The organism is Eubacterium sp. 14-2 (assembly GCF_000403845.2).
Classification (GTDB): Bacteria; Bacillota; Clostridia; order Lachnospirales; family Lachnospiraceae; genus Petralouisia.
Genome location: NZ_KE159569.1, coordinates 152,562 through 175,862 on the forward strand (window position 1 = coordinate 152,562; position 23,301 = coordinate 175,862).

Annotated in this window: 27 protein-coding genes; 3 read left to right on the forward strand and 24 right to left on the reverse strand. The window is 45.5% G+C overall.

Features of this window, described 5'->3' with window-relative positions:
- Positions 1 to 7: 7 nt before the first annotated feature.
- The 8 genes from C805_RS24580 to C805_RS24615 all read right to left on the reverse strand — a co-directional run bounded on the left by C805_RS24580 (position 8) and on the right by C805_RS24615 (position 5,157).
- The gene (locus C805_RS24580) at positions 8 to 586 is read right to left on the reverse strand and encodes a stage III sporulation protein AG (protein ID WP_016216773.1); all 579 of its coding nucleotides are present in this window, start codon (positions 584 to 586) and stop codon (positions 8 to 10) included.
- 5 nt (positions 587 to 591) lie between these two features.
- Positions 592 to 1,146, reverse strand: a complete 555-nt coding sequence (locus tag C805_RS24585; RefSeq protein WP_016216774.1) for a stage III sporulation protein AF — start codon at positions 1,144 to 1,146, stop codon at positions 592 to 594.
- Positions 1,147 to 1,189: 43 nt separating this feature from the next.
- Positions 1,190 to 2,455: a stage III sporulation protein AE gene (locus tag C805_RS24590; RefSeq protein ID WP_022751505.1), complete on the reverse strand. Its 1,266-nt coding sequence runs from the start codon at positions 2,453 to 2,455 to the stop codon at positions 1,190 to 1,192.
- Positions 2,456 to 2,468: 13 nt separating this feature from the next.
- Positions 2,469 to 2,855: a SpoIIIAC/SpoIIIAD family protein gene (locus tag C805_RS24595; RefSeq protein WP_016216776.1), complete on the reverse strand. Its 387-nt coding sequence runs from the start codon at positions 2,853 to 2,855 to the stop codon at positions 2,469 to 2,471.
- Positions 2,856 to 2,912: 57 nt separating this feature from the next.
- A complete protein-coding gene (spoIIIAC, locus tag C805_RS24600; protein ID WP_016216777.1) occupies positions 2,913 to 3,107 on the reverse strand; it encodes a stage III sporulation protein AC in 195 nt (64 codons plus the stop codon).
- Between the two features lie 16 nt (positions 3,108 to 3,123).
- Positions 3,124 to 3,639: a stage III sporulation protein AB gene (locus C805_RS24605; RefSeq protein WP_016216778.1), complete on the reverse strand. Its 516-nt coding sequence runs from the start codon at positions 3,637 to 3,639 to the stop codon at positions 3,124 to 3,126.
- Positions 3,633 to 4,571: a stage III sporulation protein AA gene (spoIIIAA, locus tag C805_RS24610; protein WP_016216779.1), complete on the reverse strand. Its 939-nt coding sequence runs from the start codon at positions 4,569 to 4,571 to the stop codon at positions 3,633 to 3,635. The genes C805_RS24605 and spoIIIAA overlap by 7 nt, the downstream gene beginning before the upstream one ends.
- A gap of 262 nt (positions 4,572 to 4,833) precedes the next feature.
- The gene (locus C805_RS24615) at positions 4,834 to 5,157 is read right to left on the reverse strand and encodes a winged helix-turn-helix transcriptional regulator (RefSeq protein ID WP_016216780.1); all 324 of its coding nucleotides are present in this window, start codon (positions 5,155 to 5,157) and stop codon (positions 4,834 to 4,836) included.
- A gap of 148 nt (positions 5,158 to 5,305) precedes the next feature.
- On the opposite strand from C805_RS24615, the gene C805_RS24620 reads away from it, so the two are divergent.
- Both C805_RS24620 and C805_RS24625 read left to right on the forward strand, forming a co-directional pair.
- Positions 5,306 to 5,935 (forward strand): SDR family oxidoreductase, encoded by a 630-nt coding sequence (locus tag C805_RS24620; RefSeq protein ID WP_016216781.1) that lies wholly within the window; start codon positions 5,306 to 5,308, stop codon positions 5,933 to 5,935.
- Positions 5,936 to 5,996: 61 nt separating this feature from the next.
- Positions 5,997 to 6,893, forward strand: coding sequence for an SIR2 family NAD-dependent protein deacylase (locus C805_RS24625; protein WP_016216782.1), 897 nt, complete (start codon positions 5,997 to 5,999; stop codon positions 6,891 to 6,893).
- An 80-nt stretch (positions 6,894 to 6,973) separates the two neighbouring features.
- Here C805_RS24625 and rpsU read toward each other — a convergent pair whose 3' ends face one another.
- From rpsU to C805_RS24645, 5 genes are all read right to left on the reverse strand, one after another.
- Positions 6,974 to 7,150, reverse strand: coding sequence for a 30S ribosomal protein S21 (gene rpsU / locus C805_RS24630; RefSeq protein WP_004054229.1), 177 nt, complete (start codon positions 7,148 to 7,150; stop codon positions 6,974 to 6,976).
- 201 nt (positions 7,151 to 7,351) lie between these two features.
- Positions 7,352 to 9,970, reverse strand: coding sequence for an alanine--tRNA ligase (gene alaS, locus C805_RS24635; RefSeq protein WP_051135878.1), 2,619 nt, complete (start codon positions 9,968 to 9,970; stop codon positions 7,352 to 7,354).
- Positions 9,971 to 10,022: 52 nt separating this feature from the next.
- Positions 10,023 to 10,172, reverse strand: coding sequence for a hypothetical protein (locus tag C805_RS26860; RefSeq protein ID WP_016216784.1), 150 nt, complete (start codon positions 10,170 to 10,172; stop codon positions 10,023 to 10,025).
- Between the two features lie 129 nt (positions 10,173 to 10,301).
- Entirely contained in the window at positions 10,302 to 10,769 is a 468-nt protein-coding gene (rnhA, locus tag C805_RS24640) for a ribonuclease HI (protein ID WP_016216785.1), read from the reverse strand.
- Between the two features lie 15 nt (positions 10,770 to 10,784).
- Positions 10,785 to 11,546, reverse strand: coding sequence for an MBL fold metallo-hydrolase (locus C805_RS24645; protein ID WP_016216786.1), 762 nt, complete (start codon positions 11,544 to 11,546; stop codon positions 10,785 to 10,787).
- Between the two features lie 200 nt (positions 11,547 to 11,746).
- On the opposite strand from C805_RS24645, the gene C805_RS24650 reads away from it, so the two are divergent.
- Positions 11,747 to 12,064 (forward strand): hypothetical protein, encoded by a 318-nt coding sequence (locus tag C805_RS24650; RefSeq protein WP_016216787.1) that lies wholly within the window; start codon positions 11,747 to 11,749, stop codon positions 12,062 to 12,064.
- A gap of 173 nt (positions 12,065 to 12,237) precedes the next feature.
- Here the strand turns inward: C805_RS24650 and spoIVA are convergent, their stop codons facing one another.
- The 11 genes from spoIVA to C805_RS24705 all read right to left on the reverse strand — a co-directional run bounded on the left by spoIVA (position 12,238) and on the right by C805_RS24705 (position 23,215).
- Positions 12,238 to 13,725, reverse strand: coding sequence for a stage IV sporulation protein A (spoIVA, locus tag C805_RS24655; RefSeq protein ID WP_016216788.1), 1,488 nt, complete (start codon positions 13,723 to 13,725; stop codon positions 12,238 to 12,240).
- Between the two features lie 92 nt (positions 13,726 to 13,817).
- Positions 13,818 to 14,810 carry a diacylglycerol/lipid kinase family protein gene (locus C805_RS24660; protein ID WP_016216789.1) on the reverse strand — a complete coding sequence of 331 codons (993 nt, stop codon included), beginning with the start codon at positions 14,808 to 14,810 and terminating at the stop codon, positions 13,818 to 13,820.
- A complete protein-coding gene (malQ, locus tag C805_RS24665; RefSeq protein ID WP_371197686.1) occupies positions 14,773 to 16,275 on the reverse strand; it encodes a 4-alpha-glucanotransferase in 1,503 nt (500 codons plus the stop codon). Before malQ ends, C805_RS24660 begins: the two co-directional genes overlap by 38 nt.
- Before the next feature lie 49 nt (positions 16,276 to 16,324).
- Positions 16,325 to 17,353 carry a LacI family DNA-binding transcriptional regulator gene (locus tag C805_RS24670; protein ID WP_016216791.1) on the reverse strand — a complete coding sequence of 343 codons (1,029 nt, stop codon included), beginning with the start codon at positions 17,351 to 17,353 and terminating at the stop codon, positions 16,325 to 16,327.
- 25 nt (positions 17,354 to 17,378) lie between these two features.
- A complete protein-coding gene (locus C805_RS24675; protein WP_016216792.1) occupies positions 17,379 to 18,218 on the reverse strand; it encodes a carbohydrate ABC transporter permease in 840 nt (279 codons plus the stop codon).
- Positions 18,218 to 19,060, reverse strand: a complete 843-nt coding sequence (locus C805_RS24680; protein WP_016216793.1) for a carbohydrate ABC transporter permease — start codon at positions 19,058 to 19,060, stop codon at positions 18,218 to 18,220. The genes C805_RS24675 and C805_RS24680 overlap by 1 nt, the downstream gene beginning before the upstream one ends.
- An 81-nt stretch (positions 19,061 to 19,141) precedes the next feature.
- Positions 19,142 to 20,548 (reverse strand): ABC transporter substrate-binding protein, encoded by a 1,407-nt coding sequence (locus C805_RS24685; protein ID WP_016216794.1) that lies wholly within the window; start codon positions 20,546 to 20,548, stop codon positions 19,142 to 19,144.
- A gap of 621 nt (positions 20,549 to 21,169) precedes the next feature.
- Entirely contained in the window at positions 21,170 to 21,484 is a 315-nt protein-coding gene (locus C805_RS24690; protein ID WP_016216795.1) for a LiaI-LiaF-like domain-containing protein, read from the reverse strand.
- Entirely contained in the window at positions 21,481 to 22,017 is a 537-nt protein-coding gene (locus C805_RS24695) for a hypothetical protein (RefSeq protein ID WP_016216796.1), read from the reverse strand. Before C805_RS24695 ends, C805_RS24690 begins: the two co-directional genes overlap by 4 nt.
- Positions 22,014 to 22,682 carry a hypothetical protein gene (locus C805_RS24700; protein WP_016216797.1) on the reverse strand — a complete coding sequence of 223 codons (669 nt, stop codon included), beginning with the start codon at positions 22,680 to 22,682 and terminating at the stop codon, positions 22,014 to 22,016. Before C805_RS24700 ends, C805_RS24695 begins: the two co-directional genes overlap by 4 nt.
- A complete protein-coding gene (locus C805_RS24705) occupies positions 22,679 to 23,215 on the reverse strand; it encodes an RNA polymerase sigma factor (protein ID WP_016216798.1) in 537 nt (178 codons plus the stop codon). Before C805_RS24705 ends, C805_RS24700 begins: the two co-directional genes overlap by 4 nt.
- Between the last annotated feature and the right edge of the window lie 86 nt (positions 23,216 to 23,301).

Genomic DNA, 23,301 nt, shown 5'->3' on the forward strand with positions numbered 1-23,301 from the left:
CCTCCTGTCAATTCATCTTAACTACCTTAATTTTATGTACTTCCACCGGAAATAATGCTAAAACTGCATCGGAAATATTTTTCGCCACTTTTCCGTTCCCGCCTCCCTCTGCCACTACCAGCACCCCCTCCACCGCCGGCACAGATTCCTTTGCAATGAAGGGCTGTCCCTCGTTTCCTGATTCTTTCACAAATACTGTCTCCTCCTGATACTGGCTTTCATATGTGTTTCGTTTTACTTCTCCTTCTTCGGTGACTTCCTGGCTGTTCCGGGATATATCTTTTTCCAGAACCTGCTCCCCATTATCCTGCAGGGTAATCATAACCTCCACTTTCCCGACCCCTTCCATGGCCGTCAGAATTTCCTCCAGCTTCCGCTCCAGCTCCTTTTCATAACCGCTGTAATTTGCGGCCGGCTGTTCCACTCCGCTTTCCTTTCCCTGAGAAAGTTCCGTTTCCTGCTGTTTTTTCTGTTCTGTGGGCAGCGCAATAACCAGAAGAAGCACTCCCGCCAGACCCCCGATTAAAAGCTGATTTTTGGGGATTCCCTTTAATTTTTCCGGAGAAAACCACTCTTTTTTCTTCATTCTTTTCATCCTCCCTGCAGGGCAATTTCAATCTGCCCCTCTTCTAACTGATAAAATTCCATCAGTTCTTTCCGGAATTCCTGTACCTTTGCACTGTCTTCTGCTTCCGTCCCGGAACTCTTTTCTCCCAGAGAAAACTCATCTTCCCGGTCATGCTTAAGCTCCATGGTGACGGACTCCACCTGATATTCTCCGGACAGATGTACCTCCGTCCGCAGGGAATTTAACTGTTTTCTGGCCGCCATCCCGTTAATATCCATGGCAATGGCCCGCTCATATTCCCGCATATAGATCTTTTTCTGACTCTGTTCCAGATATTGCGTATCCATTTTCAGATTGTCAAGTTCCTGAAAAAATCTGGTCTGACTGATTTTCTGCAGAATCAGTTCTTCTTTTCCAAGCAGGGACAGTACCGGATTCATCACCAGTATGACCAGCAGCATACCGGTAAAAAAACGCACATATTTCCGATAATTTTCCTTTGGAAGCAGGTGAAGTATAACTGTAATAAAAATATAAAAGCATATGATATTTTTTATCCATCCGTAAATAATATCCATAGCATGTTCCTTTCCGTAAACATATCCGTCTCAATGGCTGCAGCTAATAGCGGAACGTCGTGGCCGCCGTAATCATGGCCACAGCTACCAGAAACATCATGGTAGTGGTCACCACCACTTTTCCCAGCAGCCTGCCGCTCTCTCCCGCACTGCTGATACAGCCTGTCATCCGCCTGTCCGACACCGGCTGCATTACAGCTGCCAGCAGTTTATACAGAAAAGTCATGACGCCCACTTTAATCAGAGGCCCGGCACAGAGTACCAGCAGCACCAGCACGGCCGCCAGTCCGATCCCGTTTTTGATGATAATTCCGGAACCTACCATAATTTCCGTCACCGCATTGACGGAAGCCCCAAGGCCCGGCAGCATTCCTGCTGTTTTGGCAATCAGGTTGCTTTTAAACGTGTCAATCACCGGGGTCAGCAGATTCTGCACCACATTGATCCCAACCACAACAGTAAACAGCAGTTTCATCACCCAGACAATACCGGACTTTAAGAGTTCTGTCATCCGGGAAAGAAAATCTTCCTCCGTAAGGTAATTCATCAGCTCCAGCACCATATAAATCTGTACCGCCGGAAGTATCATTACCCGCAGCAGCCATTCCATTGCGTAAATCAGCAGAAAAGTCATGTCATAAAATCCTGCTGCAGTGGTAATCTGGCCGGAAAATGTCATGCTCATGGTAAACGTGGGGATCATCACTTTCAGAAAAACCATCATTTCATCAATGACCTGGGCAGACACATCCCGGAGAATAAAAAACGATTTCATCAGAAGGACAAACAGCAGCATATAGACCAGATAAAAGCTGAGTTCTGTGACCGCGGGATTTTCAAATACGTCTGCGAAATTACAGAGAATGGCAAATACAAAACACAGCAGCATAATCTGAACCAGTGTGCCCCGAAAGGCTGCAACTTCCGCAAATACCGCTTCTGCAATCTCTTTCAGTATCCATCCCCTGTCCGGTTCTTCCCCGTCAGTCAGCTTCCGGACCAGTTCCTGAAAATCCAGATGCCGGGTGCTCTCCTGCCCCTTCAATACGGAGTCTATCTCTGAAAAATCCAGTTCCGCAAGGTAAGAATCCAGTGTATCCTCCAGTTCCTGCGCCTCCTTTCCTGTCTCTTCATGATAAAATTCCTCCGATTCTTCCTGTCTTTTTGCTCCGTAAGCATCTTCCTGTTCCATATTGTAAAATCCTTTCGTCTCTTCCGTCTTCTGCGCACCGTAAACCTCCCCGCAGGCCAGAAAAAACCACCAGAAAAAGCAGAGAATACACAGCCATACTTTTTTTCCCAATCTCATCACCCAAACCTTTTCAACTTAAAAACTCCCCGATGGTCTCCAGCAGCACCAGAAGCACCGGCATACTGATTACCAGAATGGACAGTTTTCCAAACATCTCAATCTGGCCTGCCACTGTCTGATACCCCGCATCTTTGCAGAGGTTGGAGGAAAACTCCGCCACATAGGTAATTCCAATCATTTTGATCAGGATTGCCAGATAGCCTGAATCCAGTTTCACATAATCCTGCATCCGGCTGATTACGGACAGCACCAGTTCCAGTTTAGACATGATAAAATAAAAAATGCACAGTGACACGCCCAGAGTGGCAAACAGCTCATATTCTTTTTTCTGCTCTTTCAGCATAATTCCCAGCAAAGTTCCCACAATACCAAGAACTGCAATTTTTAAAATATCCATTTTCTGCTCCCGCACCTTTTTGCATTTCCGTATTTTTGATACGTTCTGCTTCCTGTTTCACAGGGCAAACAGATTCTTCATGGTTTCAAATAACTCATAGATATAAGGCACAATCCAGAACAGCACAATCAAAAGTCCTGCCAGGCTGGTCAGAAAGGCATGTTCTTCCCTTCCGCTGTGCTTTAACACCTGACTCAGCACAGTAACCAGTATTCCAACCGCTGCAATTTTAAAAATCAAACTTATACTCATAGTTTCCTCCGCACCGCTAAATCAGCAGAATTACCAGAAACAGGCCGCAGGTCAGGCTTAAGATTCTGGCTACCTTCTGCCTGTCCTCCAGTTCTTTTTGGGCTTTCCGGAGCAGTCCTTCGGTCTGCTCCATATAAAGTTCCAGATTCTTTAACTGCATCCGGGTATCCAGATATCCAAAATTCTCCCCTGCCCGTTTGAAAAGCCCAAGTTCTTCTCTGGTAAAATAAAAGTTACCTGCCTCCTGGTCCACCAGCCTGCTCCAGAATGTTCCCATGCTGTCCTCTGTCCCGTCCAGTCCCTCCGCCGCTTTCAGCAGAAAGGAAGAAAAGGGTTCTTTTCCCTGGGAAGCCACCTGCCGAAATGCTTCTTTCAAAGGTGTTCTGGCATAGGAAATTTCTCCCCGGAGCATCAGCAGCATTTCCTTCATGCCTGCCAGCTGTACCACATGCTCCCGAAGTTCTTCATTCAATTTCCATCCATACAAAAAAGATGCTGCAATTACCAGAAGGCTTCCTGCCAGTTTTAACATAATTTTTCAAGTTTTCCATTGTATACGGAAAACCTTCTCTCCCCTTTCTCTCCCGGACTTAAAAACACAAAACGCTCAAAAAATTCCCGCTCCAGCCACTGGGAAAAATACATTTTTTCCCTCAGTTCTCCCATGCTGCCCACATGCATGGTACCCAGAATCCGACAGCCGCAATGAAGAGCTTCTTCCACCGCCAGGCAGTCCTCCCTGCTGCCCAGCTCATCCACTGCGAGAATCCTGGGAGACATGCTGCGTACCAGAAGTCGCATCCCCTCTGCCTTTGGGCAGGCATCCAGCACATCTGTCCGCATTCCCAGATCATTCTGAGGCATTCCCAGAAAACTGGCTGCCAGTTCGCTTCGCTCGTCCACCACTCCCACTTTCTGTCCCGGAAGCTGCGGCGTCCCCTCTGACAACAATCGGATACAGTCCCGGAGCATGGTGGTCTTCCCCACTCCAGGCGGTGACAGTATCAGTGTATTGTAAATACTTCCCTCCTGTACCAGCCATGGAATTATTCTGGCGGCACATCCTTTTTTCTGTCTTGCCACACGGACATTCAGGCTGTATATATTGCGGATGGTAAGGATTTTTCCATGTTCACAGACCGTTTTCCCCACCACGCCAATTCTGTGCCCGCCCTCTATGGTGAAAAATCCGCTGCGGATTTCTTCTTCCAGCGCATACATGGAATACTGGCTCATCCTGGCCAGTGTTTCTTTCATATCCTGCTTCGTCCAGATATAGCTGTTTTTGGAACATCTCTGAATTGTCTGTCCGTCTCTGCCCCAGTACCACTCTCCGCCCTGGTCCAGCACCATCACAGGCTGTCCCGTACGCAGCCGGAATTCTTCCGGCTCTCTGCCTTCCTCAAAACTTCTCCGGCAGAGTTCTTTCAATGGTCCGGGAACCACACTGATAATCTCCTCCATAAGTTGTCCTCCTCGCTTCCTGATTTCATATATATGTACAGGCCTGGGGAAATATGACTGTGACCTGATATAACAAAATCTTTCTGCAAAAGAAAAAATAATGCGCATAGCGCATTCTCCGCGCGCGAGCGGATTGCGCAGCAATAAACATCGCCCCCGCGAGCTTCGCATCATTGTTTTTTCTTCTACAGGAAATCCAGAGGAATTTCCTGTAGAAGAAAAAACCAGCAGAAAAACCCTGACTGGTTTTCCTGCTGATTTCTTAATTGCTGCTTTTCTGTTTATATGCGGTTCCCCACTCCATCATGGCATCCAGAACCGGCTTCAGGCTGTAACCTGTTTCCGTAAGAGTGTATTCCACCCGCGGCGGCACTTCTGGAAATACCTTTCGCGTAAGCAGGCCGCATTCTTCCATGGAGCGCAGGTTTGCTGTTAAAACTTTCTGAGATATATCTCCAACAGATTTCTTCAATTCCCCAAATCGTTTTGTACCGTCCAGCAAATCACGGATAATCAGCACCTTCCATCGGTCACTGATAAGCATTAAGGTAGTTTCCACCGGACAGGCAGGTAAATTTTTTCCCATACAAATCCCCATTTCTTCACAATCGTTTCTTTCCGGTAACTATGGCACATAAAAGTGCGTACTTTACCTTTTGTCCCTACGGCACTATTATAATCCTGCAGGCGGGAAAAGACAATCTGCAAAAATAAAAATCAGGAGGACCAAAATTATGAAAATCGCAGTAATCTGTGCAAATGGAAAAGTTGGAAAATTACTCGTAAAAGAAGCCGCTGCAAGGGGGATTGACGTCACCGCAGTTGTGCGCGGGGAAAATCAGTCAGCAGCCTCTCATGTTATCAGAAAAGACCTGTTTCACCTGACCCCTTCCGATCTGGAGGACTTCGACGTGGTCATTGATGCCTTCGGAACATGGACACCGGAAACTCTTCCGCAGCACAGCACTTCTCTGAAGCATCTCTGTGATCTGGTAAAGGACAGAGAAACAAGGCTTCTTGTAGTCGGCGGTGCAGGCAGCCTGTATACAAACCCGGAACATACCATGCAGGTAATGGACAAAGCTGACTTTCCGGAAATATTCCGTCCCCTGGCTTCCAGCATGGGTCAGGCACTTGATGAACTTCGCACCAGAACAGACGTAAAATGGACTTACCTCAGTCCCGCCGGAGATTTTCAGCCGGAAGGCCCCCGAACCGGAAAATACATTCTGAGCGGTGAAGAACTGACCTTAAACTCCAGAGGTGAAAGCGTTATCAGCTACGCTGACTATGCCATTGCCATGATTGATGAAGCATTAAACGGAATTCATATTCAGCAGAGAATTTCTGTTGTGACCGAATAATTTTCCCAACCGCACTAAAATCTTTATGATATCGGCAGGAATCTTTTGGAGGTGACTTTTCATGGATGTCAAAAATGCAGTAATAACATCTGCTCACAGAGACCCGGAATATATGCTGGAAATCAAAAATCTCAGGCAGAAAATCCAACATGCTGAGGCCATTCTGATTGGGGCCGGAGCAGGACTGTCTGCATCTGCAGGTTTTACTTATTCCGGAAAACGTTTTGAGGATCATTTTTCAGACTTCATGGAAACTTATGGTTTTCAGGACATGTATTCGGCAGGCTTCTATCCCTATGAGACACCGGAGGAATACTGGGCATACTGGAGCCGCTATGTATATATCAACCGTTACCGGAATCCACCGGAAACTGTTTATCATGATTTATACAGTCTGATACAGCACAAAGATTACTTTGTTCTGACCACAAACGTGGACCATTGTTTTCAAAAATCCGGTTTTGATAAGCAGAGACTGTTTTATACTCAGGGTGATTATGGACTGTGGCAGTGTTCCAGGCCCTGCCACAATAAAACATACGACAATGAAATCATCATCAGTAGAATGGTTTCTCTGCAGCAGAACATGCGCGTTCCATCTGAATTAATCCCCCACTGTCCCTTCTGCGGCGCACCCATGTCCATGAACCTGCGATCCGACAGCACCTTTGTGGAAGATGAAGGCTGGCATGACGCGGCAGGCCGGTATCAGGACTTTTTACACCGCCAGGAAAACAGAAACATTCTGTATCTGGAACTGGGCGTTGGAAATAATACACCTGGAATTATCAAATATCCATTCTGGCAGATGACATACCACAATCCCAATGCCTTTTATATATGCATCAATCTGGCAGAGACCTGCGTTCCGGCAGAAATTAAGAAGCAGTCCATTTGTATTGCCCTTGATGCCGGAACCATCCTGAAACAGCTGGCAGCAGACACTTTCACTCCTTAGTGTGACAGTATACTTCCTGTAAAAAACAATAAAAGAACTCCATGCATCTGTTACCAGATACATGGAGTTCTTTTTAATTCTTAATTATATTTACGCTTTCTTGCCGCTTCGGATTTCTTCTTGCGTCTTACGCTTGGCTTTTCGTAATGTTCTCTCTTACGAATTTCCTGCTGAATACCAGCTTTTGCACAGTTTCTTTTGAATCTGCGTAAAGCGCTATCCAAAGTCTCGTTTTCTTTTACGATTACATTTGACATAGTCTCACACCTAACCTCCCTCCAGTTGCGTATTGTGCATATTCAACTGTTTGGGTCATTTTATTGCACTGCTATTAATTATAACAGATATTTTATGGAAGTCAACTGTTTTATGGAAAACTTTGTTACTAAAAATATTCGGATTTCTTTCCACATCATTACGATGGGTATCCCGGCTTATTTTCCATAACAGCAATGCTGTTATACCTGACCCTCCAGAACAGTTTTCACTTCTGCTATGGCATCCGGGATTCCAGATGGGTTCTTTCCTCCCGCCTGAGCCATATTGGGACGTCCGCCTCCGCCTCCGCCTACTTTTCCTGCAATAGCCTTAATCAGATTTCCTGCATGGGCTCCCTGCTTCATGGCTCCGTCTGTAGCCATGGCAATCAGGCTCACTCTGCCTTCTTTTTCAGAAGCAAGAACCACCACGCCTTCGCCCAGTTTTTCCTTCAACTGGTCGCCCAGGTCACGCAGCCCGTTCATATCCACGCCGGAAACACTGGCTGCAAGGAGTTTCACGCCTTTTACGTCCACTACCTGGTCCATAACATCGCCCAGAGCGTCCCTGGCTGCCTGGCTCTTTAAGGATTCATTTTCACTTTGCAGCCCTTTCAGCTCCGCCATTAAATGTTCCAGTTTTTCCACCAGCCCTGACGGACTGGCTTTTACTGTTTTTGCAGCCGCATAAAGGGTTTCTTCCATTCTGTCATAGTATTCAAATACTGCTTTGGAAGTCAGTGCCTCAATTCGGCGCACTCCGGCTGCCACTCCGGATTCAGAAACAATTTTAAAAGCACTGATACTGCTGGTATTTTCCACATGGGTTCCGCCGCACAGTTCCACGGAAAACTCTCCCATTTTCACTACCCGGACGGAGTCACCATACTTCTCACCGAACAGTGCCATGGCGCCTGTCTGTTTGGCTTCCTCAAGGCTCATCACCTCTGTCACCACTGGCAGAGCAGAAGCTATTTTCTCATTTACAACAGCTTCTGTCCGGGCAATTTCCTCCGGCGTCATGGCTGCAAAATGAGAAAAATCGAAGCGAAGCCTGTCCGCATTTACATCTGAACCATGCTGCTCCACATGGGTTCCCAGCACTTCCCGGAGTGCTTTCTGAAGCAAATGGGTTGCACTGTGGTTTCTGCGGATCAGTCCACGTTTTTCTGAATCCACAGACAGTTCCACCCTGTCTCCTCTCTTAAACATTCCGACAGTTACCACGCCCACATGGCCGATTCTGCCGCCCCGCAGATGAATGGTATCTTCCACACGGAATTCATTTTCTCCTGCACGGATGATACCTGTATCCGCATTCTGTCCGCCCATGGTGGCATAGAAAGGAGTCTCTTTTACAATTATGGTTCCCTGGTCACCGTCTGACAGTGCTTCTGTCAGTTCCGTCTCTGTGGTGAGCACCGTAATCTCAGAATGGTGTACCAGGCGGTCATATCCCACAAATTCAGAGGTGACGGAAACATCAATTTCATCGTACACAGTGGCATCCGCACCCATATAATTCGTTTCTTTTCTCGCATTTCTGGCCTTGCTGCGCTGCTCTTCCATACAGGTCCGAAAACCTTCTTCATCAATGGAAAATCCTTTTTCTTCCAGAATTTCCTGCGTCAGATCCAGCGGAAATCCGTAGGTGTCATACAGTTTAAACGCATGTTCTCCCGACAGTACCGTGGTTCCGGCACCTTTCATTTCTTCCTGCATTTCTGACAGAATGCTTAACCCCTGATCAATGGTTTTGTCAAATTTTTCTTCTTCCTGAGTCAGCACCTTAAAGATAAATTCTTTCTTCTCTTCCAGTTCCGGATAACCGTCTTTGCTCTCATCAATCACGGTTGCGCTCAATGTGGCAAGAAATCTGCCGCTGATGCCGAGAAGTCTGCCATGGCGGGCTGCCCGCCGGATCAGACGCCGCAGTACATAACCGCGTCCTTCATTAGAAGGCATAATTCCATCAGAAATCATAAAGGTCGCAGAACGCATATGATCTGTAATCAGACGAACAGACACGTCATCCATGGCGTCTGTCTGATATGTCTTACCGGACACTTCACATACTTTGTCCCGGATAGCTTTCATGGTATCAATGTCAAACACGGAATTCACATCCTGTACCACTACTGCAAGACGCTCCAGTCCCATGCCTGTATCAATATTTTTAGTGGCCAGTTCTTCATAATTGCCATGACCGTCACCGTCAAACTGGGTAAACACGTTATTCCATACTTCCATGAAACGGTCGCATTCACAGCCTACTTTGCAGTCCGGGCTGCCGCAGCCATAATTTTCTCCCCGGTCATAATAAATCTCAGAACATGGTCCGCAGGGTCCTGCCCCGTGCTCCCAGAAATTATCGCATTTTCCATTTTCATCACGGTAAAAACGGGTAATCTTCTCTGCCGGAACCCCCACTTCTTTCGTCCAGATATCAAATGCCTCATCATCTTCCCCGTAAATGGAAGGATACAGACGCTCCGGCTCCATGCCAATCACTTCCGTCAGAAATTCCCAGCTCCAGGCAATGGCTTCATGCTTAAAATAGTCTCCAAAGGAAAAATTTCCCAGCATTTCAAAAAAAGTAAGATGTCTTGCTGTTTTTCCTACATTTTCAATATCTCCGGTCCGGATACATTTCTGGCAGGTGGTCACCCGTTTCCGGGGTGGAATTTCCTGTCCTGTAAAATACGGCTTTAAGGGCGCCATTCCCGCATTGATCAGCAGCAGGCTGTTGTCATTGTGGGGTACCAGGGAAAAACTTTTCATTGCCAGATGTTCCTTGCTCTCAAAAAATTCCAGATACATCCTGCGCAGTTCATTTACTCCATACTTCTTCACAACCAATTTCCTCCACTGTCTATTTCTCTTTCGCTGTCAGCTCTTCTGCCGCAGTTTTCACATCTTTTCTGTCACGCAGTTTTTTTCCAAAAAAGATCCCGCATCCGGCTACTGCCGTCATCAGAATAAATTTTACTGCTGTCTGTATAAAACTGGCTATAAATGCCATAAGAACACCTCCTGTCAATCTGCCATATACCTTTCACCCTCAGGCGCCTGTTCACACAGCCGCCTGCAGCGGGCTGTGTTCGCCCTCAGGTTTCCTCAGGGCATATAATATCATATGAACCGCAGTTTTTCAAGTATCCTCCAGTAAATGGTCTCCATCTGCAGCGGAAGTCGCCAGTTCATCACAGCGTTCGTTCATCACATGTCCGTCGTGGCCTTTAACCCAGATAAATTTCACCTGATGCGGCGCCATAGCCTGCAGCAGTTCCTGCCAGAGGTCTGTGTTTTTGACCGGTTTTCCGTCTGACTTCTTCCAGCCCTTTTTCTGCCAGCTGCCAATCCAGTTCTGGTTAAAGGCGTCCACAACGTATTTGGAATCCGAATACAGCTCCACCTGACAGGGTCTTGTCAGTTCCTGCAGGCTGCGGATTACCGCCATCAGTTCCATACGGTTGTTGGTGGTTTTCCGGTATCCTGCGGAAATTTCTTTCTTATATAATTTTCCTGAGGCGTCCAGATATGTCAGAACCGCTCCGTAACCTCCCGGACCGTCAGGATTGCCTCTTGCCGCTCCATCTGTGTATATTTTTACTTCCATGTGTTTCCTCCGATTTTATATTTCTTTCAGCACAATTTCCTGATTCTCCCGTTCCATACAAAGAATCCGTTCCCTGTCTTTCTGATTTTCCGGAAGGTTCCTGTATTCCTGAACCAGTTCATAATGTTTCCACATATGCATGGGTACAATGTATTCTGCCTGCACATGTTCTCTGAAATAATCAATCCCCAGATATCGGTCTTCTTCCTGTCTTGGGTCCATTACCACAAAAGCCAGATCAATTTTCCTGCCTGAAATCAGATTTATCTGCTCCTTATAGGTCTTTTCCTGATAATCATTGTCTTTCTCCGGCTCCCCTTCCCATCTCCACCAGTTCAGATCTCCTGCATGGTAAACAGTCTTTCCGTCCGCTGTTACCAGGAATGCTACGCCGCTGTCTGTGGACAGCAGTGTTTCTATGGTAATATCATCTATATGGTAAAGTTCTCCCGGCTTCACATATGTGATACTTTCCTTTATCGTTTCCTCCAGACCAGACCGGCGCAGAAAAGAACTGCCCAGTTTTCTCTTTATCTCTTTTGCAAAAATATAGCGGATATTGGGATATTTTTCTTTCCATTTCAGCACTTCCACGTCAAAATGGTCTCCGTGCTCATGACTGGCAAACACATAAACAGGCATGTCCGCCGGAAATTCCGGCATTTTTCCACAATATACACAGGAAGGAATATAATCTCCCCTGTAATAATCAAATACAAATGCCCGGCCTCCTGTTTCCACACAGAACGCACTGTGGTGAATATATGTAATTTTCATGTTTTCCTCCATTCTGTTTCAAATATACTGTAATCTGCTTCTTAATTATACTGAATTTTTCGGAAAATGTATAGCAGAAAAGCTGATAAATCTCTGCGCCGGGTTCCCGGTTTTGTTCATTTCCCGGAATTCTGATTTCCCATAGACTTTCCTTTCCCCGTATGGTATACTACAGGAAATATTCAGAAAGGAGGAGTCACATGACAAATACTGAATTATTGCAGGCACTGTATGATGATATGCAGACGGTAAAAGAAAACGTTTCTTCTCTTGACAGAAGAGTTTCTTCTCTTGAAAAAGACATTGCAAAAATACCATCTCTTGAAAAGAAAATCAATGAAATCAGTCTTACGCTTGAAAATGAAACAAACCGCAATATCAAAATCATTGCAGAAGGCCATCTCGATTTATCCAGAAAATTAAATGAATCCATAAAACTCAGCAGCGAAGTCAAAGCCGAACAGGAACTTCACAGCATTTATATCAATGCATTTAACAGACAGTTAAAAGTATTCTGATCAGATAATCATATCTGAAGAACACCTTTCACAGAGGCCCACCGAGTCTCTTCAGCAAAACAGGGACACTGGCCCTGCCATCGTGTCCCTGTTTCTTATACCAATACCATTTTCGCCGGACAAAAGAAACTCTTTCATATAAAATACCATTTTCGCCAGGCAAAAGCATTTTTTTATATAATGATGCACACCAGTCCCCCATTGCTGTCATTGACAATTTTCTGCATGGTATCCTGCAGCTTCACCTGGCTTTCATCATCCATCATGGTAATCTTACTGCGGATTCCGTCTTCCACCAGCTCACCGATGGATTTCCCGAAAATATTAGTCTGCCAGATCCCTTCCTCCTGCTCCCTGGAAGTCTTGATATATCCAATTAAATCCTGGGCCTGTTCTTCACTTCCGATGATCGGCGCTATCTCCGTTTCCACATTTGCCTTGATCATGTGAATGGAAGGCGACTGTGCCTTGATTTTCACGCCGAATTTATTGCCATGGCGAATCAGCACCGGCTCCTCGATTTCAATATCTGTAAGCTGAGGCGTTACCACACCGTAGCCTTTCTGCTTCACCGCTTCCATGGCACTTCCTACTTTATCGTACTCTTTTTTCATGGCAGACAGTTCCCGGATCATGGAAATCAGCTGATATTCTCCGGAAATGGGAACACCTGTCAGTTCACTCATGTTTTCATAATAATATTTCTGGTCTATATCAAACACAATCTGGACACACCCCCGCGACAGTTCCACCTTATCCAGTTTCATCCTTCGCACATATTCCCCTTCCGGCACCAGTTCCGTATTCCGCACATCCCTGGCATAAGTGAATTTCTTTAATATCTGCATGGCATTCTGAATAATATTTTCTTTTATCTTATGAGTATTATCCAGCATTTCCACCCATTTCGGCAGGAAGAAATCCACCCGTTCGATGGGAAATTCATAGAGAATCCCTTCCAGAATACGAAAAATATCATCTTTTCTAAGCTGCTCACAGTTCACCGGAAGGGTGGAGACTCCATATTTCTCCGTCAATTCTTCTGCCAGTTTCTGGCTTTCCGCTCCATAGGGTTTCTGGGTATTCAGCAGTAAAATAAAAGGTTTCCCTATTTTTTTCAAACCTGCAACGGTTTTTTCTTCCGCAGGGATATAGCTTTCCCTTGGAAGTTCTGTAATGGAGCCGTCAGTGGTAATCACAATTCCGATGTTGGAATGCTCCCTGATTACCTTCTGGGTGCCGATTTCTGCCGCCTGTGTAAAAGGAATCTCATAATCAAACCAGGGCGTTTTCACCATTCGTTCCGCGCCCTCTTCCATATGCCCGGTTGCCCCGTCCACCATGAATCCCACGCAGTCAATAAGCCTGACATTAACCTCAAGATCCTCATTAAGTCTGATTTTTGCAGCCTCTTTCGGTACAAATTTCGGCTCTGTAGTCATAATGGTTTTTCCCTGAGCCGACTGGGGCAGCTCATCGGTTGCCCGCTCTCTGCTATGTACGTCCTCCATTTCCGGCAGTACCATTACATCCATAAACCGTTTGATAAAGGTGGATTTCCCTGTTCGCACAGGCCCCACCACCCCGATATAGATATCTCCATTCGTCCTGGCACTGATATCTTTGTAAATATTATATGTACCTGTATTAATATTTTCCATAAAAAAACCTCCTGTTCTACTGTTATCAGTATATGCAGGAAGTTTGCATGGAATGCTATAAATTGTACAAAGATTAAAGTAAAATAACCGGCCTATTTTATAACCTTCAAAACCCCCGGCAGACATTCATACCGCAGACGCACCGGATCTCCCAGATCTTCTCCATCCGTATGGCCGGTCAGGGGTTCCTGCAGCCACAGCGTACAGGATTCGCAGTCAGCCAGTTCAATTCCCTGAAAACCCACATGCTTTCCTCTGAGCAGGGTAAACAGAAGAAACAGGGCCCGCAGCTTTTTTATTCCATGGATATAACAGACCGATAACTTTCCGTCCTGGTCTGAAGCAGACGGAGCCATGGGAAGGCCTCCGCCCTCACATCTGTGATTCATCACCGCCATACAGATCAGCCCGCGGATTCGCTCTTTCTCTCCGTCATCAAACTGGAGACTGGCCTGAACGTCCGGCAGTTCCGCCAGCGTCAATATAGTCTGAATGAAATAAGACAGCCTCCCCAGATGGAGCCTGTTTAAAAAAACTTTCATTCCGGCCGCATTCACACGTCTGCAGACTTCCGCATCCATACCAATCCCCGAACTGATCGTAAAGTATGCACTTTTTTCCAGATTCCTGCCCCAGTATACTTTTCCCATATCCATTTCATACAGTTCCTGAGACTCCAGAATCCGTTTCAGGGCAGCCAGCGGGTCTTTTGGAAGACCCAGCCCTCTGCCCAGATCATTGCCGGAACCCGTGGGAATATAGCCAAATCGTATACCGGCAAAATCCCGGATTCCGTTCACCACTTCATTTGCCGTACCATCGCCGCCCACCACCACAAGAGAAATCACTTCTTCCTGATATTTCTCCGTCAGTTTTTCCGCCAGTTCTCCGGCGTGGCCTTTATATTTTGTGAGGAAGGCCCGGTAAGCCACCTTCCTCTCTTTCAGTTCTGCCTCCAGTCTCCTCCAGATTTTTCTGCCTTTCCCGGTTCTGGAAGCAACATTTACAATAAAATAATACATATCCTGTCTGCTTTCTCTGCTGACTTTACTCAGCAGCTCCGGCCTGCTTCGGCGCTCTGCCATACAGCTCCACCTGTTTGCAAATGCGCCTCACCAGTTTGCTGTCAACAGCTCCCGGTTTCATACGCCACATCCAGTTACAGCCCAGGGTGGAAGGGGTATTCATCCTTCCCTCACTTCCAATTCCCAGTAAATCCTGCATGGTCACTATGGCAGTATCGCTGACACTGGACCAGACGCCCCGCATTACCCCCCAGTGATACCCCTCGTCTTTATTCAGATTCAGGTAATCTTTTGCAAAGGCCACACAGGGTCTGGGCGCGGTCTTCATCCATCCCAGAATAGTATCATTATCATGGGTTCCTGCATAGACTACTGAATTGTTATTGTAATTATGGGGCAGATAGTCTCCGTCCTCTCTGCTGTCAAAAGCAAACTGAATCAGCTTCATGCCCGGATAGCCGGATTCCTCCAGCATTTCATGAACCGCCTCTGTCAGGAATCCCAGATCCTCTGCAATAATATCCAGTCTGCCCAGTTCCTTTTCAATGGAACGGAACAGTTTAATACCAGGGCCTTTCCTCCACTCTCCGTTTTTGGCTGTTTTATGTCCGAACGGAATGGCATAATAAGATTCAAATCCACGGAAATGGTCGATACGCACCACATCAAACAGTTTTGACATCTTATCCAGCCGCTTCTTCCACCAGCGGTAATCATCCTGTTCCATCACATCCCAGCGAAACAGCGGATTGCCCCACAACTGACCGTCATCGGAAAATGCATCCGGAGGACATCCCGCCACATCAATGGGCACCAGATTCTCATCCAGATAAAACTGAGAAGGATTCGCCCATACGTCCGCGCTGTCCATGGCCACATAAATAGGCACATCTCCGATAATGCGGATTCCCTTATCATTTGCATATGTTTTCAGACTGTTCCACTGTTTATAAAAAAGATACTGCAGCACTTTCCAGAACTCTGTCTCTTCTTTCAGATCCTCTCCGGCTTTCTGCAGCGCTTCTTCCCTGCGCAGCCTCAGATCTTCTTCCCATTCGCTCCAGGCAGCTCCCTCGTGGGCGTCTTTGAGCGCCATAAACAGTGCATAATCGTCAAGCCAGTCTTCCTGATTCTGACAGAACGCTTCATAGTCCTCCGGTATATTTTTCTGAAACCGGTCAAATGCCTTATGTAACAGTTCATAACGGTTTACATAGAGGATCCCGTAATCTACCCTGGTAATATCCTTTCCCCACTCATAGGACTGGCATTCCTTTCTGGTGAGGAGCTTTTCTTTACAGAGTTTTTCCAGATCTATAAAATAGGGATTCCCTGCAAAACTGGAAAAAGACTGATAGGGAGAATCTCCGTAACTGGTAGGGCAGATCGGCAGCACCTGCCAGTAACTCTGCTCTGCTTTCACCAGAAAATCCACAAACTTTTCCGCCTCTTTTCCCAGAGTTCCAATCCCGTAGGGAGAGGGCAGAGATGAAATATGCATTAAAACTCCACTACTACGCATCACGCGTACCTCCTGTTGTCAAATCTGTTTACTGCCGCCCGGTTTTCCTGCCTCAGTTCTCCCGGGCGGCCGCATCTATCGTTTTTACACTTTCCCCCTGTACCAGATGAAATGGTATAATTTCATGTACGGGCACAGGTTCCATGTCTATATTCTGTAATAATATTTCCACACTCCTTACCGCCAGAACCTGATACTGCTGCTGAATGGTGGTAAGTTTCGGATTGTAATACTCCGCCATGGTAATTCCGTCAAATCCCATGACAGAAATATCTTCCGGCACCCGGCGGCCGCTGTCAATAACAGCTCTGATTGCCCCCACAGCCGTCACATCACTCATGGCAAACACTGCGGTGATGTCTGTTGCCTTCTCCAGAAGACGTTTCATGGCCCCATAAGCACTTTCATAAGAGAAACTTGCTTTTTCATAGTACTTATGTTCCTCAAAAGGAACCTGATGTTTCTGAAAACTTCTGACACATCCGGAATATCTCTGTTTACTGGTATGGGACAGTGAAAAATCACCTCCCAGTATTCCGATCTTCTTATGCCCCTGCCTGATCAGATGATCTATGGCGAATTCTCCTGCCGCTTCATCATCTGTGGCCACACTGGATAAATTATCAAATCCCAGAGCTGCCCCCTGGTTGGTAACCAGGACGCATGGGACATTTATTTTCTGAAATGACTGCTCAAAGAATACGGGATTGCCTCCCAGAAACAGCATGCCCCGCGGCTTGTGTTCCCGGCAGACAATCGCAGCCTCTTCCACTTCGTTATCATTTTCATCAATATAATTGATGCTCACCGTATACCTGGTGGCCTCCACTTTTTTCTGTATGGCCTCCACAATACTGGCAAAAAGCATATTGGAAGTACCTTTCACCAGCACTGCGATGGTCTTACTGCTGTTTTGTTTCAGATGTTTGGCATTGTTATTGGGCACAAAATGACGTGCTGCCACGATTTCCGTAATTCTCTTTTTCGCCTCCGGACTTACGTCTCTGCGGTTGTTCAGCACTCTGGACACGGTGCTCACCGAATATCCGGATTCTCTTGCAATATCTTTGATGGTCAACATATCATTTTTCACCTTATCTTAAAGTCTAGCCTTTTACCGCGCCTGCCACAACACCTTCAATGATGTGTTTCTGACATGCCATGTAAAATACGATAATCGGGATAATCGCCAGCACCAGCATAGCCATCATGGCTCCCATATCCACAGAACCATATCCGCCTTTCAGATACTGAATGGCAATGGGAATGGTTTTCCAGCGTTTGATATCCAGTACCAGGTATGGAAGCAGATAGTCATTCCAGATCCACATCGCCTGAAGAATTGCCACAGTAATACAGGTAGGTTTCAGAATTGGAAATACAATCTGGAAAAATGTCTGAATGGGCGTACAGCCGTCAATCATGGCAGCTTCCTCAATTTCCAGCGGAATACTCCGCACAAAACCACAGAACATAAACACTGCCAGGCCGGCTCCAAATCCCAGATATACTAATATAATACCAACCGGGCTGGATAAATGCAACATATTTGCTAATTTTGACAGCGTAAACATTACCATCTGGAATGGTACAATCATGGAAAACAGGCATAAATAATACATTCCGGAAGAAAATTTAGATTTCACCCTGGATATGTACCATGCACACATAGAAGTACATAAAATAATAACCGCTACCGAAAATACAGTGATAAACAGAGAATTTTTAAATGCGTCAAAGAAATGGATTTTCTCCATTCCATTGGCATAATTATCCCATTTTACAAACATTTTGTCTGTGGGAATATCAAAAGGTTTCCGACTGATATAAACTTTCTTTTTAAAAGAATTAATCAGTACCAGTAAAATCGGAAATACCCATGCAACAGAAAGTAAACTGAAAAATATGGTATAAATCCATCCGTGTTTTGCTTTTCTTACACCCATTACTGCTGCACCTCCTTACGTCTTGTAAGATAGTTCTGTCCAACTGCAATCAACGCTACCAGAATAAAGAATATAACAGCTTTTGCCTGGCCTACGCCCTCAAATCCTGACCGTCCATAGAACGTGTTGAAAATGTTCAGTGCCAGCAGTTCCGACATGTTGGAAGGTTCTCCATTAGTCAGCGCCAGGTTCTGGTCAAAGAGCTTGAATCCGTTGGTCAGTGTCAGAAATGTACAGATGGTAATGGAAGGCATTACCATTGGAATGGTTACATTCTTTAAAATCTGAGCATTGGTGGCACCGTCAATTTTGGCTGCCTCAATCAGCTCGCCCGGAATATTCTGAATACCGGAAATATAGATAATCATCATATATCCAATCTGCTGCCAGCACATCAGAATAACCAGTCCCCAGAAGCCATACGCTGAATTATAGGTCAGTGTTTTCTGGAAATGCGCCAGAATACCGTTTAACAGTAACTGCCAGATATATCCAAGAACAATACCGCCGATCAGGTTCGGCATGAAAAATACGGTTCGGAAAATATTTGTTCCCTTAATTCCCTTTGTTAAAAGCATCGCGATTGCAAATGCCAGTACGTTAATCAATAACACGGACACAACAGTAAATGCGGCAGTATACCAGAGTGCGTGCCCAAATGTTTTGTCTGTAAATATTTTAAAATAATTACTGATACCTACAAATTTTGCATCGGTAACTGTTGTAAACTTGCAAAATGATAAATAGATACCCATAAGAAAAGGAACTATGAATCCAATTGTAAATGCTACCAGAGTCGGCAGTGCAAAAACAGGAAAATATTTTTTAAGTGATTTTTGCATAAATTACCTCCCACGTTCTGAAAATGGGGGTGGCGCTTACCACCCCCGTATTTCTTTTTCTATATGTTCTGCAGTGAAATCTTATTCGCTTACTGCCTGAACTTCTGCTGCCCATCCGTCAACAAATGCTGTTTTTACTGCATCCCATTCGCCCGTGCCCTGTGCATACTCAAGCAATGCGCTTCCAACACCGTTTTTCCAGTTTTCAGAAGGCATTGTGGTGAAGCACCATGCAACCGTAGCGTGTCCTGCGTCAATGTCTTCCTGAGAAGCTGCTACCAGCGGATTTGCCGGCTGATATTCATCGGTAAAGGTGGAGAACGGAGTTACAAATCCCATTTCATCCCGGAAAGAAGTACGTCCTTCGTCAGATGTGATAACCCATTCTACAAATGCCAGTGTTGCGTCGATATCTTCCTGAGAAGCATTTTTGTTTACACACCAGTAGTTTTCAGAACCGGTGCAGAGTCCCTGATTTTCTTCTCCTTCTGCTCCGATGTAAATCGGCAGCATACCGAGGTCTTCATCTGCTACTTCGTTATCTTTGATGTCATTGTAAGCCCATGTACCATTCTGATAGAATACTGCTTCACCCATTGCAAATTCTGCCGCTGCGTCTTCACCGGTCATGCTGGACAGCATGGTAGATTCTACGGTAGAGTCTGTAATGTACAGATCCCACATATTTTTATAATTGTCAAGATAGGTTCCCTTAATTGCGTCAGTAGTCTCAATGTTATCCGCCTGATATTCATAATAAATCGGAATATTTGCCAAATGGGTCTTGAATCTCCAGTCAGAAGAGGAATCCATACCTGCAGAAGTAAATGCACCGTTGATTCCCAGGTCGTCTTTCTTTGCCTGAATATCATCTGCTACTTCTTTTAATTTTGCAAAACTGTTGATTTCAGAAGCGTCTTTGATTTTAGCTCCGTCCATTGCACAGTAGTCAGCCAACAGTTTCTTGTTATAAATCAGACCATATGTTTCAATAACGTATGCAATACCCTGCACTTCGCCGGAATCAGCAATCAGTGCAAAATCATCGCTCTTTAAGTTCTTGTAAAGTGCGCTGTCCTTTAAGTCATAGCAGTAATCTGCCCAGGAAGCAAGTCCTACCGGTCCGTTTACCTGGAACAGGGTGGGAGCTTCTTCTTTTGCCATCTCAGATTTCAGAGTGGACTCATAAGTTCCGGAAGCTGCTGTCTCTACCGTTACAGGAACACCTGTCTGCTCGGTGTAAGTCTCTGCCAGAGCTTTCCACTGATCTGCCTGCTCCGGTTTGAAGTTCAGATAATACACAGCGCCGTCCCCGCTGGCTGCCTGGCTGTCATCCTTGCTTTCTTCCTGGCTGTCATCCTTGCTCTCTTCTGTGGTGCTTCCATTGTTATCAGAAGCGTCCTTGTTTCCGTTGTTGCTTCCGCAGCCGGTTACCATAGTTGCTGCCATCGCTGCTACCAGCATCAATGATACTAATTTCTTCTTCATCTTACATCCTCCTGTTGTTTTGTTTTTTGAAAACTTTCCTGGAATCTTTACCGGTAACCTTTCCGGTAACTTTCCCGGTAACGTTTTCATCTGATGTGGTCAGTATACCTCCATTCGCAAAAAAATGCAACATCATTTTTAACTTTCGTTGTTACTTTGTAGATTATATACAGTTTTGCATGTTGATTTTTGTAGGATTTTAACAACAGAGAAAAGCAGATTTGGAAAAATGAGGGTCAGAACGCACTTTTATGATTTAATGTGACAGGTTGTTTCCTGTAAGATAAAAAAGAATGCACATTCTCCGCGCGCGAGCGGATTGCACAGCAATAAACATCGACCCCGCGAGCTGCGCATCATTGTTTTTTCTTCTACAGGAAATCCAGAGGAATTTCCTATAAGAGAACAAAGCGGACAGGTCCGCAGGGGCTCCCTGAATCCCTCACCCATAAGGGACCTGGACGGTTTGCTGCGCCGAGTGCGGTCGCTTTAGCGACATCTTCTATTCGCACGAGCGCGCATCATTGTTTTTTTCTTCTACAGGAAATCCAGAGGAATTTCCTGTAGAAGAAAAGAGCTGACATGCCCCGGCATTATCAGCTCTTTTTCTGTATCTCTTTATCAGTAGTAAACCACTCCATACTGTGCATAAAAATTCATACAGTATTCCAGAATTCCCATGCCTGCCGCAAAACAGGCCAGAAGGAATACAAGGAAAATAGCACCTTTATCATATTTAAGAATTTCCTCCTGTTCCTCTTCCCGCTTCATATTGGAGGCAATAAGCTCTCCGCCCAGAGCAATGAGAATCAGGGGCCACAATTTCATGATAATTTCCAGAGACAGGGGCGGATAAAACATATGCACCATAAATAAAATTCCAAAAAATATCATCAGGATTCCACAGGTAATGCTTCCAACTCTTCTGGTCCTCATTTCATCAGCTCCTCCTGCTTTTCTTCTTTTTCCTCAAGTTCCCTTTTCTTGCCGCGAATCAGATAGATTCCGCCCAGTATCATCAATATGCTTACGCATACTCTGGGAACGCTGTCCATAATATTCCAGTAAAGTTCACCCGGAATCAGCCAGCGCAGGTAATCCATCATATATTCCCACAACATGGCTGCCCCGATAATAATCAAAGCTGCTGCCAGAATATTATTTCGCTTTCTGTCCCATTTTGCCATCGGTACCACTCTGTCCAGATGAAACAGATAATCATCTTCCAGTGCATAAAATTCCTCATCTGACATTCCCCGGATATTGTGAACATTGAAAAAGCTGTAGCACCACAGAATAGGCAGTATGAAAAGTACCGGCCCGATATTTAAAAATGCTGCCAGGAAAATCAGCATCCAGAACACTGCCATAATACTGACCCCCTGTTTCATAAACCCCATGTACATTTCTCCTGCTCCCGGTATCAGGGAAAAGCAAAAGGCTAAAAATCCGTTTCTTTTCTTTGTCATCTTGTTACCTCCTGATTTCTTTCATTTACAGAATCATCCATTTCTATGCGGAATAATCCGCTGCTGATATCATTTAACAGTCCTGTAATCTCTTTACTGTGCCGTTTCAGCCTGCCCACAACACTTTCTTCTCTCTCCTGGCTTTCCTGTGCCTGTTCTGTCCGGTAATTTTCCGAAAAGTCCCGATCCATATTCTGTACATTGGCTGTAACTGTCAGCAGAAAAATGGAAGCTGCCACTGCAAGCCCCACTTTCAGGCTGTAAATCATAAGCTGTACCTGCCTGGAAGTTTCCTTCAGCTTCACAGAAGCCTGTACATTAAGCTGTCGGGTTCTGCTCAGTATTTCTTCTTTCAGATACCGGGGCGGTTCTTCTGAAACAGTCTTTCTGAACAATTGGCATTCTTCTGATTCTCCGTCAGAAATCATCTGTCTGCCCGGTTCCTCATATTCCAAAAATCCTTCTTCCATCCAGCTTCCAAACTGTTCCGCACAGAAGGTACAGGCTCCGACATGGGTGAAAAAATCTGTCTCTTCCGGCTCTTTCAGTTTTCCCTCCTGCCAGTCGCAGAACAGGTCTCTGGTAATGTGAATCGTTCTGAGCCCAGGCTCCCTTTGTTCCGTCTGTTCGGTATAAGTTCTTTCTTCCGTATGGTTATTTTTCATCCGGCTGCCCTCCCTTCCACTATTTTACGAATCATGGCTTTGGCCCGGTAAATCTGAGTCTGGACTGTCCTGATTCCTTTCTCTGACTCCTGGGCAATTTCCCTGGCTGTTTTCTCCCGGTAAAAATGTTCTGTGGCAACTTCCTTATAGGGGCTTTTCAGACTCTGACAGACAGTGTAGACATACTCTTTGGATTCCCGTCTTAAATAAGCCTCCTCCGGACTTTCCCCGTGATCCTTTAGCTCTTCAAAATAAGTATCTTCTTTCGGTTCACTGCGCCGTTTTGCACTTTTCAGAAAATCAAGCCCTTTGTTTGTGGCAATTTTACAAATCCATGCCTTTTCATAATCTTTCTGAAAGGTGGCAAGATTTTTATAAACAGATAAAAAAGTTTCCTGTGTCAGATCTTCCGCGTCAAACTGGTTTCCTGTCATCTTAAAGCAAATGGAATATACCAGCCTTTCGTATGTATCCAGCAGGTAACCAAAATATGCTTCTTTATCGATTCTATCCGCCTCCTTTCGATTTCTCACTGTCTGTCATTTATCTATAACGAAGGTACAGGGCAGATGACTTCAATATTTTCAAAAGTTTTCAAAAAAGTTTTTTCAGATGTATT

Bases quoted from the DNA above. Each gene is read 5' to 3' on its own strand.
- C805_RS24680 (WP_016216793.1), bottom strand. From the start codon at position 19,060: ATGCAAAAATCACTTAAAAAATATTTTCCTGTTTTTGCACTGCCGACT.
- C805_RS24645 (WP_016216786.1), bottom strand. From the start codon at position 11,546: ATGAAAATTACATATATTCACCACAGTGCGTTCTGTGTGGAAACAGGA.
- C805_RS24595 (WP_016216776.1), bottom strand. From the start codon at position 2,855: ATGGATATTTTAAAAATTGCAGTTCTTGGTATTGTGGGAACTTTGCTG.
- C805_RS24670 (WP_016216791.1), bottom strand. From the start codon at position 17,353: ATGTTGACCATCAAAGATATTGCAAGAGAATCCGGATATTCGGTGAGC.
- C805_RS24615 (WP_016216780.1), bottom strand. From the start codon at position 5,157: ATGGGAAAAAATTTACCTGCCTGTCCGGTGGAAACTACCTTAATGCTT.
- C805_RS26860 (WP_016216784.1), bottom strand. From the start codon at position 10,172: ATGGCATTTATAGCCAGTTTTATACAGACAGCAGTAAAATTTATTCTG.
- C805_RS24590 (WP_022751505.1), bottom strand. From the start codon at position 2,455: ATGAGATTGGGAAAAAAAGTATGGCTGTGTATTCTCTGCTTTTTCTGG.
- C805_RS24605 (WP_016216778.1), bottom strand. From the start codon at position 3,639: ATGTTAAAACTGGCAGGAAGCCTTCTGGTAATTGCAGCATCTTTTTTG.
- spoIIIAA (WP_016216779.1), bottom strand. From the start codon at position 4,571: ATGGAGGAGATTATCAGTGTGGTTCCCGGACCATTGAAAGAACTCTGC.
- C805_RS24700 (WP_016216797.1), bottom strand. From the start codon at position 22,682: ATGAAAAATAACCATACGGAAGAAAGAACTTATACCGAACAGACGGAA.
- C805_RS24675 (WP_016216792.1), bottom strand. From the start codon at position 18,218: ATGGGTGTAAGAAAAGCAAAACACGGATGGATTTATACCATATTTTTC.
- rpsU (WP_004054229.1), bottom strand. From the start codon at position 7,150: ATGTCAAATGTAATCGTAAAAGAAAACGAGACTTTGGATAGCGCTTTA.
- C805_RS24585 (WP_016216774.1), bottom strand. From the start codon at position 1,146: ATGGATATTATTTACGGATGGATAAAAAATATCATATGCTTTTATATT.
- C805_RS24580 (WP_016216773.1), bottom strand. From the start codon at position 586: ATGAAGAAAAAAGAGTGGTTTTCTCCGGAAAAATTAAAGGGAATCCCC.
- C805_RS24650 (WP_016216787.1), top strand. From the start codon at position 11,747: ATGACAAATACTGAATTATTGCAGGCACTGTATGATGATATGCAGACG.
- C805_RS24690 (WP_016216795.1), bottom strand. From the start codon at position 21,484: ATGAGGACCAGAAGAGTTGGAAGCATTACCTGTGGAATCCTGATGATA.
- C805_RS24660 (WP_016216789.1), bottom strand. From the start codon at position 14,810: ATGGCAGAGCGCCGAAGCAGGCCGGAGCTGCTGAGTAAAGTCAGCAGA.
- spoIIIAC (WP_016216777.1), bottom strand. From the start codon at position 3,107: ATGAGTATAAGTTTGATTTTTAAAATTGCAGCGGTTGGAATACTGGTT.
- rnhA (WP_016216785.1), bottom strand. From the start codon at position 10,769: ATGGAAGTAAAAATATACACAGATGGAGCGGCAAGAGGCAATCCTGAC.
- alaS (WP_051135878.1), bottom strand. From the start codon at position 9,970: ATGTATCTGGAATTTTTTGAGAGCAAGGAACATCTGGCAATGAAAAGT.
- C805_RS24620 (WP_016216781.1), top strand. From the start codon at position 5,306: ATGAAAATCGCAGTAATCTGTGCAAATGGAAAAGTTGGAAAATTACTC.
- spoIVA (WP_016216788.1), bottom strand. From the start codon at position 13,725: ATGGAAAATATTAATACAGGTACATATAATATTTACAAAGATATCAGT.
- C805_RS24685 (WP_016216794.1), bottom strand. From the start codon at position 20,548: ATGAAGAAGAAATTAGTATCATTGATGCTGGTAGCAGCGATGGCAGCA.
- C805_RS24625 (WP_016216782.1), top strand. From the start codon at position 5,997: ATGGATGTCAAAAATGCAGTAATAACATCTGCTCACAGAGACCCGGAA.
- C805_RS24695 (WP_016216796.1), bottom strand. From the start codon at position 22,017: ATGACAAAGAAAAGAAACGGATTTTTAGCCTTTTGCTTTTCCCTGATA.